This is a genomic window from Vibrio sp. QJM3NY_15 (assembly GCF_057785995.1).
The window spans coordinates 1559232-1574978 of the sequence record NZ_CM173517.1 but is presented as its reverse complement, the minus strand read 5'-3'; the positions used below and the strand labels follow the sequence as shown (position 1 = coordinate 1574978).

Below are 15747 nucleotides of genomic sequence, written 5' to 3'. Positions count from 1 at the left end.
CACCGTAATGTGAACCTTGATATTTCAACCAGTTGAGCGGTTGTTTTGCTCGCTTTAACCCGGCTCGGTATTAATCGTACACAAGCTGACCGTGGTCGAATCGTGTTTCAACTTCGCACACCATTAAGGCAGCTCGTTGACCAATGGCCACGTTGCGATTTGGGAATACCACGGCTTCGTTTTCATTCTTCGCCATCAATGGCTTATCACCATCATGACCAAATACTTCACCGTGCTTGAACGCGGTAAAGTTCTCTACAGAATCAGAGAACATGAAATCAAAGTCATCGTGCAAACGAACAATAGTGCGGCTCACACGATACATGATAGTTCGCTTAGGCAAATGCTCTGGTTCTATTTCAGCAATCAGATTACGCATTGCCAAATCAAAAGCAGTGAGCTTATCAAGTTGGTTCTCACCAATTCTTGCAACCTGCCCTAACTCCATTGTCAGTGCTTGCGCTTCAAAATTTTCAGCGCTGTACCAACTGAAGGTGCTGGTTGGTGCATTCGACAGCAACACAGCTTCAACGTGAGCACTGTTGATGAAATCGAAAAGCTCCTTGTTGCGTACTTCGTGGCGAACCTTAGGGCTCACAGCGAACGAGTAATGCTTAGATAAACGGATCGCACAGTGCAGATCTAAGTGCCAACGAGTAGCAGGTACCGTTTCCTTGTAAAACTCAGTAACCAAGTACTTAAGGTTCTTCGCGATATCGACTTCTCGATTGCTTTCGTACTGTTTTTCATCAAACAGACGGTTCATATTCACATCAAGAAAACGAGTATGCGCGTTGGTTGCTTCTGGGTGAGCAATGATGAACAAACATCTTGCTGTCACTACTTGGAAGCCTGTTTCAATATCCTCAATGAGCTTATCAATCAGCTCCATTGGTGAAGTTTCGTCGCCATGAACACCTGTTGAAAAGATGATGTTCTTGGTTTCAGAATTATACTCAGCGGGAATCACTTCCAATACACCGCGTTGATGAAGCTTAATTTGAACACCGTTACTCAATACGGTCTGTCCTGCAAACACTTCTTGCTCAAGATCTAGGCTGTCAAAAAGAAATGATTGGCGAAAGAGGGTCTTCGTCATGCGCTACTCCTTAATTGCACGGCCGTATGTTAATAAATTGTACATAGAAATTGTGTCGCTAGGATCGCACTTATCAACAGAAACTCCGTTATCAATCACAAATACTACCCATATATTTTTATATTACCTGCTGGCTTTACTAACCGACATCTGTTCCAAATAACTTTCTCTAGTTAAAGTAACTTTGGGTCGTCTCAGCTTTTCTCAAGTCATGTCAGCAAGATAAGAGCCACGTAAGCTAACACAGCTCTGACCTGCTATGAACAGATTGAGATCAATTAATCTTCCTGATTCAGCAATCTTTCGAATTCATCGATTTGAACTTTGACCATGTCGATACTTTGTTGCCAAAAATCCGCTTGAGTCAGGTCCATTCCGAGATGCTTTTGCACCACTTCTTCCGCCATCATGCTGCCAGTATCACGAAGCAATGAGACATAATCACCGTAGAATTGTTCGCCCTTAGCATCACGTTGTGCGTAAACGCCTTTACTGAACAGGTAACCGAACAGGTATGGGTAGTTGTAGAAGCTCACTTGAGAGATGCTGAAGTGCAACTTACTCGCCCAGAAATAAGGGTCGGCTTCTGTCATTGCATCACCGTACCAATCTTTCCAAGTGGTTTCCATCAAGTCGCACAGCTGTTTAGCCGTCAGTTCGCCTTTTTCACGCTGCTCGTAAAACGCTTTTTCAAACTCGAAACGTACTGGAATGTTTACCATCAAAGCGAGTGAAGAAGAAAGCTCTTCCCACAGCATTTCAAGTTTCTCATTGCGTGTTTGTGCTTGCGTTAACAAGTGATCACGAACGATGTTTTCAGCAAAAATAGAAGCCGTTTCTGCAAGCGTCATTGGGTAACGAGTTTGACACAACGGCATGTCTTTCATTACCCAGTTGTGGAACGCATGGCCCAGCTCGTGCGCCAGTGTCATTAAGTCAGAGCGGCTGCCGCTCCAAGTCATGAACACAAGCGGTGTGCGTGTCGCGGCAAACTTAGTGCAGTAAGCGCCTAAACGTTTGTTAGCTGCTGGTGCGGCATCAATCCAACCATTCTCAACCATCAAAGCGACGAAGTCAGCCATCTCTGGATTGACTTCAGCAAAAGCAGTTTTGATCACTTCAATCGCTTCATCAAATGGGTAAACCTTAGATTCACTGTCACCCAGCGGTGGCATCGCAGCTAAGTGATTCCATGGCTTCATTTCATCTAAGCCGTGAACTCTAGCCATCAACAGACCCGCCTTTTGACCTACTGCGCGATTGGCTTTCGCTACCGACATCATGGTGTCTAGCGTTTCAGGAACGATTCGGCTGCCATGTAGGCTTGGGTCTAAGAAATGTACGTCGCTTATTTTTGAGCGTTTGTTATTTTCAGTCAGTCGCCATCCAGCCAATGCGTTTAGAATCGAAGCAAACGACTCTTGATGCGTTTTCATCGCACCTTGAACCGCGCGCCATGCAGGTTCTTGTTTGTCGAATTCACTGCCATATAACAAACTCGCCGCTTGAGAAAAGCCTAGAGCTTCGTCTTCACCGCCCAGCTTCAACGACAGTTTCAAAGAACCCGTTAGGTTGTCGTATAAACGACCCCATCCATCACGGCCATCAACCTTCATCGCAGCTAATAACTGCTCTTCAGCAACACTAAGGCGGCTGCTCGATAGTTTGCGTGAGCTTTCAATAGCAAAGCGTTGCCCTGCTACATCGGCACTATCATGTTCTAATACGGCATTCACAAATTCAGGTTCTGCGTGAATTAACGTGTCTTCATAAGGGCTGAATGCTTGAGACATTTCAGAGTTCAGCTTAGCTACACGGCCAAGCAGTGCTTTCGCTTCTGTGTGTGTCGCATCGACCGATGCGTGACAATTAGCGAAGGTGTTGATCGTGCTTAGTAGCGTGCCTGCCGCTTCTGAAGTCTGAATCGCGTTTTGCATCGCTAGAATGATATGACGCTTTTCAACGTGTAGGTTCAATAGCTCAATGCACTGCTGAATGAGTTCAATGTCCTGTTCGATTTTTGCATCATTAAGATCGCTATAAGCAATGCTTAGATCCCAACTTGGTGTTGTCATGACTAAATTCCTTTCACGTAGGTAGTAATACCAATCAGGTATAGCAGCTGTGAACGCCGCTTTATATTTCGATTTCTGTTTCTATTTACAGATCTAATAGATTGTTAATTCTTAAACTGTGTTTTTTGAACACTCAGAGAACAGGTAGCCCTATCGCTTTCACGCTGATAAAGCTCTTTGCAAACTGAGTGATTTGAATATGAGTTATCGACGCGTTTTCTATCGATAACTTCGAGTACAAACTCGGATTTTTCCAATCAATATCAAGGCAGTGCGCTAACAATATGCGAATCACACCACCATGAGTAACCAACAATATATTGTCACTTGGGTTATTCAAAAGTTGCGACCAAGCTTGAGTTACTCTGTCGTGGAAGCTCTGTAAACTTTCTGCACCAGTCAGCTGATGATTTGCAGGGTCTTGCCAAAAGGTGTCTAACATCGCCCACTTGTCTTCAAGTGCATCAAATGCGACACCGTCCACTTCACCAAAGTTCATTTCTTGGAAATCTGGTGCAACAGACAAAGGCACCGACATGCGTTGTGCATATAGGTTTGCCAAGTCACTGCATCGTCTTAATGGTGAGGTAATAACACAATCGAAAGCGACATCGTACTGAACCAACGCATCACAAATCTGCTGTTGAAGATTTGGATTAACCAACACGTCAGATAGACCATTCAGTGCAGCTTTCCCTTCAACCTTGCCATGCCTCAGCAAATAGATATTTTTGGTTGTTCCATTGACCATGTGCGCGACCTAACCCTGAGTATCAAGCGATTGATTAGATGGTTTTAAGTGCAGTGGCAATCCTGCGGCTATCAACGTAACTCGTTCGACAACGCGAGCTAGCGCTTGGTTCATTCGCCCTGCATTGTCGACAAATAAGCGCGACACTTTACCCAGCGGAACCACGCCCAAACCGACTTCGTTAGACACCATGATAATTTGCGCCGGACTTTGCTCAACGCTTTGCACTAAAGCCTCAACCACGGCTTCAACCTGTTCATTGGTTGCGTCATCACCCAGTTCAAAGATGATGTTGTTCAGCCACAAGGTTAGGCAATCAATCAACACCACATCTTCTTTCTCAAAAGACTGCAGTTTTTCGGCTAACTCGACGGGCACTTCGTGCTCAATCCATTGCTCACCGCGACGTTCTTTATGATGGGCGATTCGCTCACGCATTTCATCATCAAGATATGTCGCTGTCGCAATATAATTGAGGCGTCCATTTGAACATGCTTCAAGCGCACATAATGCTTGTTGCTCTGCAAAACTCGACTTGCCAGAACGAGCCCCGCCCAATACCAGATGGCTGTTTCGCTGACTTGCTTGATTAATGTGATTCGCTTGAAAAGTTTGATTCGTGTTTGTCATAGGACGCCGTTATAGAAAGCCATTGTAAAAAGCAGTTATGAATACAAGGTAAGTCAGCAACTCCATCAACTGTTGAGCCGCACCCAAGCAGTCGCCAGTAAAGCCGCCAATTCGAGCCGTTAACCACTTTTTGAAACCTGTTCTGAACAGATAGGCTACGACAAATAAAACCAAAGCGAACTCGAGACCAAACCACAAGCTTGGCAGCACACCAATAATTAGCAAAAAGACAAGCTCACCCTTGGTTTGTTTGTTGGCCAATGGCTTACTTTTACTGGTGTCCAAATCGCTGACATAAGGCATGTCGTAGATAAGGGAAGCCGCAATCGCACGGCTAAAGGTATAACTGGTAACGATAACCATAAACAGTCCAGTCATGCTCACGAGTTCATTCAATAAAACCCACTTACCCAGCAGAGCCATAACCAGAGCAGACGCGCCATAAGTGCCGATTCGGCTGTCTTTCATGATGGTTAAGCGGCGTTCCAATGTCATACCGCCACCAATGCCATCGGCCATATCGGTTAAGCCGTCTTCATGGAAAGCACCCGTCAGCATTAAGCTGAAACTCATCATCAAAAAGATCGCAATCGTACTCGGCAATACCGCATCGAGCAGTAAGAACAGACCGCCACACAATACGCCAAGCAACAAACCGACCATTGAAAAGTAGCGACCCGAACGATTCATTCGCTCTGATGAATAGGGCGTGTTCTTCGGCATTGGTAAGCGAGAAAAGAAGCCCATCGCCAGCGCAAACAGCTCCCATTGATAAGTGACTCGATCTTTCAACGATCTTCCTGGTGCATCACTCATTAAACCGTGACTCCTGCACTTTCGAAACTTGCCATGTTGTTGTAGAACTCGGCTGCCGCACGAATAATTGGCATAGCGAGAGCAGCACCCGTGCCCTCGCCCAATCTCAATCCAAGATCGAGCAGTGGCTCAGCGTCGAGCAGCTCTAGCAAAATCTTGTGACCAGACTCTTCAGAGCGATGAGCGAAGATCATGTAGTCACGACAACTTGGCTCTATTAAAGTCGCGACATACGCCGCAACCGACACGATAAAGCCATCGACCAATACCGGTGTTCTGTTTTGGTATGCACCAAGGAAAGCACCGACCATTTGAACGATTTCATAGCCGCCGACTTGTGCTAGTACCTCTTTAATATCTTTAACTTCTTTCGCATCTATGCCTTTGCAGCGAGCTACACCTTGCTCAACCACAGCCACTTTACGTGCAAGCTGTTCATTGTTGATGCCAGTGCCTAAGCCAACACATTCAACGGCAGTACGGTTTGCTAGTGCACTTAAAATCGCTGAAGCGCTGCTAGTATTGCCGATGCCCATTTCACCAAACATGATGATATTGGTGCCATTCGAAATGGTTCTAGATACAAGCTCTGTGCCCAATTCAATCCCACGTTCAACCGTTTGTAAACTCATTGCCGCTTCGTTGGCAAAGTTATTGGTTCGCGGACCTAAGCGCTGAGAAATCAACATGTCGCTGTCAGATTCAACAGGCAACAAGATCCCAGTATCCACGACTGTAATATCGACATTGTTTACCGCACAAAAGCAATTAATCGCTGCGCCGCCGCTTAAGAAATTCAACACCATCTGCTGTGTGACGGCACTTGGGGCAATACTCACGCCTTCATCAGCAATACCATGATCACCTGCAAAAATGATGATACTCGGCTTGTTCAATTCGATGTGTTCAACCGCAGCCTCTTTGCCTTGGCTCTGAATCAATGCCAGTTGATGTGCGACTTTTTCTAGTAGGCCAAGCGCACCGAGTGGCTTGGTTTTTTGGTCAATGCGATGTTGAATGGACTGCGAGTATTGGGTATCTAACATAGTTTTTAAAAACGCTTATTCTGGGTACGTTGATTTAGGGACTGCTACTTAGGGATTGCTACTTAGGGCGTGCGACAGAGAATACATTGGAAAGCGTCGCGTATTCACCGCCACCAAGTCGAGACAAAGGGTCCAATGCCAGCGCATCAACCTTAAGACGCTCACTCTCTTTATCAATTACATCTTCGGAGATGTACACGGTTTCGACTTGAGCAAAGATGAGGCTTTGTGGCACCTCTCCAACTTCTTTTACTTCGTACAAGGTGCAGCCAAAAGCAACCGCGCACTCTTTTACTCTTGGTAAAGAAAAGCCTTCAAATTCAACCAGCTCAATATTATTAGCGGTTACTTCAGAATCACTGTGATCGAGTGTGGCTGCAGTCGCCGTCATTGTTTCTGCAGAACTTGAAGAAGCAATGTGAATCACCAGCTTACCCGTTTCAAGGGCATTACGGGTGGTATCTTTGATTTCGCCCGATGGCTTCTTTCCGACCGATAACATCAGTAGCGGCGGATTGCTAGAAACAGGCGTGAAATAAGAGAAAGGTGCTAGGTTGTACTCTTGATCAGAAGATTCCGTCAATGCCCACGCAATAGGGCGAGGAACAACGGTTTGTGTCATCAGGTGATAAATCTGAGTGGGAGCAAGAGTATCAAGCTTGAGGTTCATAGCACGTCCTTGGTCTATGTGAATTACGACTCAGTTTACGTGTTAAGCAATGCCGTATCTATGCCTAATCAACAGAAACCGTAGAGAGTGTTCTTAATTTAAACAGATCCCACTGTTTTTTTTCTCAAATTGACATTCAAATTGACGAACCCTAAAACACCAATAATACTGATAATAGATTTATCAATAAGTTACATTTTGGCATCGTTTATGCTTTATATAAAACAACTTATTAAACCCTCTCCGTTGATAAGTTAACTAAGCAACTTGTCGGTCTCTCTCCATCGAGAAGTTAGCAACAAAGCAAGTTCAGTAAGATGGTAACAAAAAGTGACTCCCCTCACTTAGTAACAAACAGTAGATTAGTAAAAAAACAAAGATTTAGGAGGTGAAATGTTCGCAAACCAAAGCAAAAGGAAACCAATTAAATCGAGTAAAAAAGCAAGTAAGAAAGTGAAGAAAATCCCACTATCCTTCACATGATTATGACAAGCCCGTTGCCCAGCGGGCTTTGTTATACCTGGCACTACATTAATATTGAACATTAGATTTTAGACCACCAGCCCCGTTTTAACTTATTGTTAGACTTCCATCCTATCAACCTATCAACCTATCAACCTATCAACCTATCAACCACGCAACTGACCACTCGTTGTTCAAAAGTTTTATTCGCTTAAAATTCAAACACTGTTTATATTAAACAAGCACTTGCAAAGGGTTAAGGATAGCTATGAGTATTTCAGGAGACAAAGCATCGGTCATTGTTGCAGGAGCAACAGGCCTGATAGGTTCACACGTTTTGGATTTACTCATAGACGAACCCGCGGTCGAGCATATCTACGCTTTGTCCCGAAGAGCACTAGATTCTCAGTTTAACTCCAGCAAACTCCACACGCTCATTAATAGTGATCTACAAGTAACAAGCTGGGACGATACCAAAGCGACGCCCAACTTAGGCGTTATCTGCCTAGGCACGACCAAGAAAAAAGCGGGTTCCAAAGAAGCATTGCGCAAAGTCGATGTTGAATTAGTCAGCCAAGTGGCTCAGTCGATGAAGTTTGTTGGAGTAGAAAGACTTGCTGTGGTTTCAAGCTATGGTGCATCACCAACATCCTATTCTCATTACCTAAAATGCAAAGGACAAATGGAACAGAATTTGATGCGAATTGGCTTCAAGCAGCTATTTATTGCTCGTCCTGGTCCTCTTGTTGGCGAAAGAGCTCAACCACGAGCCGACGAAAAACTCCTACAAAGTATCTTCCCTCTGTTGTCACCATTTATGATTGGTAAATATAAAAACCTGCGCCCTATTCCGTCAAAAGACGTGGCACAAGCCATGCTGTTCCGATTATTCGAAAATAATTTCCAAAATGTAGAAATTTACTCGTCAAGTGACATGCTCAATTTATTGGCAAAATATCGCTAAAAAGCTCATCTATTCACCAAAATGTTGGGTATCCATTCATCCCATTGAGTGGATATTACTAATTGTTCTAATCAATTACTTTTCTTTATTTTACGTTTTGTAACAGAACGTTATCTTAGCTAACAGTACTTAAGCCTATATATCTAGGCCACCCATCAATCTGAAGTAATTCATAAGGACATTAAATGTCATTCCCAACTATCGCTGCCTTAGCGGTATTCATTGGTATTCTATTTTTTCTCTACGGACAGCAGAAAAAAGAAAACACACTTTCTCGCCTTGTTCTATTAGGTTTAGTTTTTGGTAGCGCATTCGGCCTAGGCTTACAGCTGCTATTTGGCGAAGGCAACCCGGTCATCAAAGAAACGTTGGATTGGGTAAATGTTGTTGGCAGTGGCTATGTTGGCCTACTAAAAATGGTGATCATGCCATTAGTATTGGTTTCAATGATTGCTGCCGTGGTGAAGCTTGAGAAAGGCGGTTCACTGGGCAAAATTTCTGGCATCACTATTTCAGTATTACTGGCAACAACGGCGATCTCTGCGATTGTGGGTATTGCAGTAGCTCAAGCATTCGGTCTTTCGGCAGAAGGCTTAACAGAAGGTGCTCGTGAAACGGCTCGTATTGCAACACTAGAAAGCCGCATGGGAAGTGTGTCTGATCTAACGATTCCACAAATGCTGGTTAGCTTCATTCCAACTAACCCGTTTGCAGATCTAACCGGTGCTCGCTCTACTTCAATCATCGCGGTGGTTATCTTCGGTGTGCTTACAGGTATTGCTGCTCGTAAAGTAATGGCTGAAAAAGAAGAGCTAGAGTCACCAATTCGCACTTTCGTTGAAGCGGCTCAATCTATCGTAATGCGCTTAGTTAAGATGATTATGGCACTAACGCCATACGGCATCGCTGCGTTAATGGCGAAAGTTGTCGCAACATCAAGTGCTTCAGACATCCTAAGCCTATTAGGTTTCATTGTTGCTTCTTACGTAGCAATCATCCTGATGTTTGTTGTTCACGGTGTGTTGGTCTCTTTTGTTGGCGTAAACCCAAAAGAATACTTCCAAAAAATCTGGCCTGTGCTGACATTTGCTTTCACTTCACGCAGTTCTGCCGCAACGATTCCACTGAACGTTGAAGCTCAAATTACTAAGCTAAACGTGCCACCAGCGATCGCTAACTTGTCTGCAACTTTCGGTGCGACAATTGGCCAGAACGGTTGTGCGGGTATCTACCCTGCAATGCTAGCAGTCATGGTGGCGCCAACCGTGGGCATCGACCCAATGGACATCAACTTCATTCTGTCTTTGATTGCTATTATCACAGTGAGCTCATTCGGTATCGCGGGTGTGGGTGGCGGTGCAACTTTCGCAGCGCTTATCGTACTGCCAGCTATGGGTCTTCCAGTGACTATCGCAGCTCTGCTTATCTCTATCGAACCACTTATCGATATGGCACGTACTGCGCTTAACGTATCAGGTGCAATGACAGCCGGTACGATTACAAGTCGTATACTGGGTAAGAAAGAACAAAAAGAGTTGGAACAAGCGAACGCTTAATTCGACTTCCTTATCGAAGAGCGATTAAAGCTCTTGGTATGAGTAAACAAAAAACCGATGCAAATGCATCGGTTTTTTATTAACTGTCTTTTGTCAGAGTGACTTTGTAAACGGAAGAACTTAAAGCACCCGCTGAATTACTTTCTCAGCTAATGCTTCATCGTCGTCTTCACTCAATCCGCTGATACCAATAGCACCAATCACCTGCCCTTGATGTTGAATAGGCACACCACCTTTAAAACCGGTGATTTTCGGATCTGTCCAATAGCTTAAGTCTTTACCTGTCGCCCTCGCCCATACGCCCAAGTTACCACTCGGTTGTCTATCTCGTGCTGAGGTATAAGCTTTGTTTTGAGCTAACAAACCTGCTTGCACGCTGACGTTATCCATTCGCGAAAACGCAAGCAGTTCACCATGTGTATCACACACGCTCACCGCAATTGCTTGTTGATGATGCTCGGCAATATCGAGAGCGTTAGACACCAACTGTTGTGCGATCTTTTGATTCAACATGTTCATTCCTTATGGCAGTGCTTGACCACGTGAATACACGTATAAGTTGTACCACTCTTCACGACTTAAGGTGATTTGCGTCGCGACTGCAGAAGCTTTGATTCGCTCTAGATTAGTCGTGCCAATAACAGGCTGAATACTTGCAGGGTGACGAAGTAAAAACGCCAACACAATCGCTTCACTTTCAACACCATATTGATTTGCTAACTGAGCCACGTAGTGCGCTGTCTTTTTCACGTTTTCATGTTCTGAATACAAACCTTGCTCAGCAAATCGGCCTTGTGCCAAACAGCCCCAAGCTTGCAGTTGGATGTTATTCATTTGGCAATGCTCTAGAGTACCTGCGGCGAAATCTGATTGATGATGACCTTGAGAGTTGACCATTACTCCATCATTCAACCAATCCAGTTTAGCTAAGCTCATTTCAATTTGGTTCGCGACAATAGGCTGACCTAACGCAGATTGCAGATACTGGACTTGATGACTGTTCATGTTCGACACACCAAAGAAGTCGACCTTACCTTGCGCTTTCAGGCTCTCTAGCGTTCTTGCCAGTTCATCGAGTTCCATGAGCGGATCAGGTCGATGTAGAAGCAGCACGTCGAGCTTTTCCGTCTTCAAACGATTCAGAATACCCTCTACCGATTGACCTACCCAGTCTGCCGAGAAATCATAACGGCCAACGTTGCCTTCGCCTTCAAAACGAATACCACATTTAGATTGAATGAACATCTGATCACGTAATTCAGGGGCTTGCTGTAACGCTTGACCAAAGGCTTGCTCAGCTTTGCTGAAGGTATAAATGTCAGCATGGTCGAACAGATTGATTCCTGATTCTAGTGCAGTGTCAATTACGCTGCGTGTTTGCGCTACATCAGCCGCCGTTACTGGATTGTCGTTCCAACCACCACCCAACCCCATACATCCATAGGCGACTTGCCCAACATTCTTTAGATAGGTTGATAATGGAATGCTCTTTTTATTATCTGTTTTGCTCTTTGAATCAATGTTGTTCGTCATATCTGATCTCGCTTAGAAGATTTGATGCCAATAAATATGCCTCTATCATATTGTTCTTTTTAGAAAACAGAATATGCTAGTTACGAATTGATTGTTCTATATGACGAACAATAGAATTAACCCGTTTTAAAGGAACACGCACATGAACGAGCACAAGAGAATAGAACGACTGATCCTATTTGTAGAGCTTGCTCAGCAACTTAACTTTACCAAGGCAGCAGAGAAACTTGGCATATCGAAGAGTTATCTTTCAGAGCAAATCAAACGACTAGAGAGCGATTTACAGTGCCCTCTTCTTGTAAGAACGACACGCAGCGTTCGATTAACCCAAGAAGGCGAACGTGCCTTACAACAAGGCTTAACCATTCGTTCTCAAGTACTACAGCTAGAACGCAGTGTTTCAGAACAACACGACATCGTTAAAGGCACATTACGGCTGACAGCACCAAAGATGTTTACCGAGGTCTTCCTATTTGATATCTGCCAACAATTTAGGGAGCAATACCCAGAGGTTCGCTTCGAGATAAACAGCAGTTACACCAACTTCAATCTTAACCAAGACGATATCGATATCGCCTTTCGTGCCACTAACACCCCACCTGAAAACATGATCGTGAAGCGTTTGATTGCCTATCAGCACGACTTAGTGGCGACACCAAGCTACCTTAAGCGGTTCGGTCGCCCAAGCAATGCGAATGAGCTTAAACATCACCAATGCTTAGCGACGTTACATCAAACCGAATGGCCGCTACGATCAGCAAACATTGAGGTATCTGGCTGGCTCTCGAGTAATGATAACCACCTACTTAAACAGCAAGCGATGAAAGGAAATGGCATCATTCGAATCGCGAGTTATTACGTAGAAAAAGAGATTGAACGTGGAGAGTTAGAACGAGTGCTTACCAATGAATGCTTGCAACAAGATAACTGTATTTATCTGTTCTACCCTCAAGTCATATATCCAGCAAAGAAACATCAGATGTTCATTAAGTTTGTTCAGGATTACTTTGATAACTTAAGTAAAGGTTCGAAAAGATTAGAATCTGATGAACAAATAAATTAAATAGCATTGAATAAGGTTTAAATAACCCTCCTGATTTATAGACCTATATTTTAAGAGGAATTAATCGAACAATAATAAAGCGTTTTAGTTACTACTATCGCGAGCATTAATAATTAATAGAAAGAAATCGTGCATTTGTTCAATAATACAATGAGTTAGCTATGAAGTATCAACATGATTGATATATGATGCAACGCTTCAACATGCGACACCACCTTGGCACCAGTTCGATAACGGGATCCTCATGAGCTTTATTATACTTTTACTTCTTCTGCTATTCGTTGGCATTACACGTTTACTTCAATGGCGAGCAACTTCTACTTTTTTATCTCTTCTTCTTATATCGTCATTTGTATTGATTGGTTCAGGTTTGATCCCTCGTTATTTATTAGACGACCTACAAGCGAATTATGAAAGTAAGCCTGATATTCAATGGTCTGACAATAACGCCATTGTTCTTCTGGGTGCGGGAACGCAGTTAATTAAAAGCACGCAAGAGTTCGAACCAGCTTTTTTCTCTTTTGGCCGAATCAGCGAAACCGCAAGCCAATATAAAGATTGTGCAAAAGCGCAAACCATATGCAAAGTGGTCGTCAGTGGTGGTGATGCTCAGAATAACGGCGTCACAGAGGCTGAGATTTATGAACAGCAACTGCTTAGGCTTGGCGTTCCAATAGCCGACATCATCCAAGAACCAAATAGCGTCAACACTTGGAAAAATGCGCAACTGACGAGCGACCTAATGAAGCATCATCAATTCGACAACGTTGTTTTGGTGTCATCAGGCCTGCACATTCGTCGTAGTGAACTCTATTTCAACCACTTTGGATTGAACGTAATTCCGGTAAGAGCAGATTATATGGCGGCTCAGATTTCATGGCTGCCATTGTGGTACAACTTTGCAGTGACAGACTTTGCCCTGCACGAGCAAATAGGTTTCGCTCGATACAATGTCTACAACTTCATGGGTTGGAACAGTAAGCGAGAAAAGCCAGGCGATGCTTAATCGCTTGCTTGGAAGCTCAGAAGATTATCAGCAGCTAAGTTAGCTCCAGTTTACAAACAAAATGCAGCAGCAATCGAACGGTTGTTTGTTGCATTTTTTAGTTCAAAGCAACCGCAAAATACTCCTATCTTACCCTCTCACCGCCCTTCATTTTTTATCTCCAACCGCTTATCTATTTAGGGTTTAAGTAAGCCTTTATGCCTAATGAACACCTACATAGATATCCATCAATAAAATAATAAAACCATTACTGTAACCAACTGATAATAATAAGGAATTTATTTCAATTTAATTCAGTATTTTTGGCATTGTTTTATATGACAGAGTACACACCGCTAGGGGCCCTCGGCTTCAAAATAATATAAATATAATCTAACAATCGCTTCTAATAAAAATAGCCAGAAAATGGCATTTAGGAAATTATTCATGCTTAACGTCAGTAAAACCATACTATTCAGCGCTGCCCTCTCTTTAATAGCTTTTACGGCTCATTCAAAGATTTACTCAGACCAGATCGTCTTAGATAAACTCGGTGACGATAGTTGCCGTTCAGACTATCGCCCACTTAATAAGTTTGAAGCTCAAGAACATAAAACGGCTCTTATTTCTCGCATGAACGTGTGGGACATTGTCGGCCTTCAGGACGATTGGGAAATTATGGGCTCTGGCTATCACGGAATCATCAAACAAGGGCAAGCAAACGACAACACTTGGTGCTATCCAAACTCTCCAGATGCGGGCCTCCCTTATTACGATGAACAAGCGATTCAAGAGAGCGACAACCTTGAGGTTCAAAGCGCTTTAGTCAACGACAACGGAAACTTTATCAGACCACTAAGTTACTTGGCTCACAATCTTGGTTTTGCATGGGTGGGTGGTAACAATGCCCGCTATGTCGGTCAAGACATGTCAATCAAACAGCTCAACGACGGTTGGGAGATAAAAGGGAATAACAACGGGAGCTGCAGTGGCATGCGTTGTAATGAGAAAACGACAATCACAGTCGATAATTTCTCTTACACCCTAGACAGCGAAGCATTTTCGCACGGCACGATTTTAGAGCCAGCTCAGGAACTGATTAAAACCGTATCAGCCTACGCAATCAACGAAAGCAACGAGCCTAAGCAAATCATCGTTGAGCTTCAATTTGAACAATCGACTCGTTGGCATAAAACCAATAGATTTGATCTCGCTGATTCGGTGATCATCTCTGATAACTTTAAATGGCCACAAGTTGGTAAAACGGACGTACGAGTACTTTTAGAGGAAGAACAGCGTTTTTCTGATACCAATAATGGATCTCGTTCTGAACTGAGCGAACTGCAAGCTATCATTACGGTTCCTGCGAATTCAGTACTGCCCTTTCAAGTCGAGTTCTTACGCTCTACCATCTCTTATCCTTACCGCATCAAGGCCAACATGAGTTACAACGTTAACTTTACTGGTTTCCTTCGTCATAGCGGAAACGCGCTCAGCAGTCATCCGACAAATCGTCCGACGATTTCTCACACCTTCACAATGGGAACCAACACTGAAGAACAAGCGAATATCCGTTACCAATGGGATCACCGTTATATTCCTGGAGAAATGAAATGGTGGGATTGGAGTTGGGCAATCAACGAATATGGCCTTAGCAGCATGCAATACGCCGCTGGCGCGAGTGTTCGCCCCTTCTACTCTTATGTTTCTGGTCAGTTTAGTGCCGAGTCACAATACTCCGGGATGATCGATATCGGTGCGGAGCAGTCTGTCGATTCATTTGATGTCGTGAACATATTAACCAACCACAAAACCTACCATGCGGGCGATATAACCGTCGTTACCGATTTCGACCCTAACGCGCTAAATCGACTCGGTTATCACGATGCTCAGCTAATGATTACTCCAACACAACACTAAAAATACAACTGTACTCCAACACTAAGCTCATCACTCCAGTGGTGAGCTTAGTGTTACTTCCATATCCACAAGTAAACCAAAACACTTAATCAACAACTGTTCTGGGCAGGTTCCCCCTGTCGTCCGTGAACACTGTTCGAGAAGTGCTTTTCCTCCCAACCACCAAAGAAAGCCACT

The 15747-nt window shown here is 43.9% G+C and carries 14 protein-coding genes; 5 read left to right on the top strand and 9 right to left on the bottom strand.

The features are described from left to right. Positions 1-70: 70 nt before the first annotated feature. The 7 genes from AC3CKG_RS07035 to AC3CKG_RS07005 all read right to left on the bottom strand — a co-directional run bounded on the left by AC3CKG_RS07035 (position 71) and on the right by AC3CKG_RS07005 (position 7087). A complete protein-coding gene (locus tag AC3CKG_RS07035) occupies positions 71-1099 on the bottom strand; it encodes a succinylglutamate desuccinylase (RefSeq protein ID WP_488529092.1) in 1029 nt (342 codons plus the stop codon). Between the two features lie 278 nt (positions 1100-1377). Continuing rightward, positions 1378-3174 (bottom strand): M3 family oligoendopeptidase, encoded by a 1797-nt coding sequence (locus tag AC3CKG_RS07030; protein ID WP_488529091.1) that lies wholly within the window; start codon positions 3172-3174, stop codon positions 1378-1380. Between the two features lie 133 nt (positions 3175-3307). Next, a complete protein-coding gene (gene cobC, locus AC3CKG_RS07025; protein WP_488529090.1) occupies positions 3308-3925 on the bottom strand; it encodes an alpha-ribazole phosphatase family protein in 618 nt (205 codons plus the stop codon). 9 nt (positions 3926-3934) lie between these two features. Then, positions 3935-4555 (bottom strand): bifunctional adenosylcobinamide kinase/adenosylcobinamide-phosphate guanylyltransferase, encoded by a 621-nt coding sequence (gene cobU / locus AC3CKG_RS07020; protein WP_488529089.1) that lies wholly within the window; start codon positions 4553-4555, stop codon positions 3935-3937. Positions 4556-4564: 9 nt separating this feature from the next. Continuing rightward, positions 4565-5371 (bottom strand): adenosylcobinamide-GDP ribazoletransferase, encoded by an 807-nt coding sequence (locus tag AC3CKG_RS07015; protein ID WP_488529088.1) that lies wholly within the window; start codon positions 5369-5371, stop codon positions 4565-4567. Next, entirely contained in the window at positions 5371-6417 is a 1047-nt protein-coding gene (cobT, locus tag AC3CKG_RS07010) for a nicotinate-nucleotide--dimethylbenzimidazole phosphoribosyltransferase (protein WP_488529087.1), read from the bottom strand. Before cobT ends, AC3CKG_RS07015 begins: the two co-directional genes overlap by 1 nt. Positions 6418-6475: 58 nt before the next feature. Next, complete coding sequence (locus AC3CKG_RS07005) at positions 6476-7087, bottom strand: flavin reductase family protein (protein ID WP_488529086.1); 612 nt, start codon at positions 7085-7087, stop codon at positions 6476-6478. Between the two features lie 730 nt (positions 7088-7817). On the opposite strand from AC3CKG_RS07005, the gene AC3CKG_RS07000 reads away from it, so the two are divergent. Together AC3CKG_RS07000 and AC3CKG_RS06995 are read left to right on the top strand one after the other, a co-directional pair. Beyond that, positions 7818-8513 (top strand): NAD-dependent epimerase/dehydratase family protein, encoded by a 696-nt coding sequence (locus AC3CKG_RS07000; RefSeq protein ID WP_136994365.1) that lies wholly within the window; start codon positions 7818-7820, stop codon positions 8511-8513. A gap of 185 nt (positions 8514-8698) precedes the next feature. Further along, entirely contained in the window at positions 8699-10069 is a 1371-nt protein-coding gene (locus AC3CKG_RS06995; protein ID WP_065103637.1) for an L-cystine transporter, read from the top strand. Between the two features lie 120 nt (positions 10070-10189). On the opposite strand, the gene AC3CKG_RS06990 is transcribed toward AC3CKG_RS06995, so the two are convergent. Together AC3CKG_RS06990 and AC3CKG_RS06985 are read right to left on the bottom strand one after the other, a co-directional pair. Then, positions 10190-10582: a GlcG/HbpS family heme-binding protein gene (locus tag AC3CKG_RS06990; RefSeq protein WP_488529085.1), complete on the bottom strand. Its 393-nt coding sequence runs from the start codon at positions 10580-10582 to the stop codon at positions 10190-10192. A 9-nt stretch (positions 10583-10591) separates the two neighbouring features. Then, complete coding sequence (locus tag AC3CKG_RS06985; protein ID WP_488529084.1) at positions 10592-11602, bottom strand: aldo/keto reductase; 1011 nt, start codon at positions 11600-11602, stop codon at positions 10592-10594. Between the two features lie 142 nt (positions 11603-11744). Here AC3CKG_RS06985 and AC3CKG_RS06980 point away from each other — a divergent pair, with 142 nt between their 5' ends. The 3 genes from AC3CKG_RS06980 (at position 11745) to AC3CKG_RS06970 (ending at position 15570) form a co-directional block, all read left to right on the top strand. Then, positions 11745-12665, top strand: coding sequence for a LysR family transcriptional regulator (locus AC3CKG_RS06980; protein WP_488529083.1), 921 nt, complete (start codon positions 11745-11747; stop codon positions 12663-12665). A gap of 244 nt (positions 12666-12909) precedes the next feature. After that, positions 12910-13671, top strand: coding sequence for a YdcF family protein (locus tag AC3CKG_RS06975; RefSeq protein WP_102307324.1), 762 nt, complete (start codon positions 12910-12912; stop codon positions 13669-13671). Between the two features lie 426 nt (positions 13672-14097). Then, on the top strand, positions 14098-15570 hold the full coding sequence (locus AC3CKG_RS06970) for an aerolysin family beta-barrel pore-forming toxin (RefSeq protein ID WP_488529082.1): 1473 nt from the start codon (positions 14098-14100) through the stop codon (positions 15568-15570). The last annotated feature ends 177 nt before the right edge of the window (positions 15571-15747 follow it).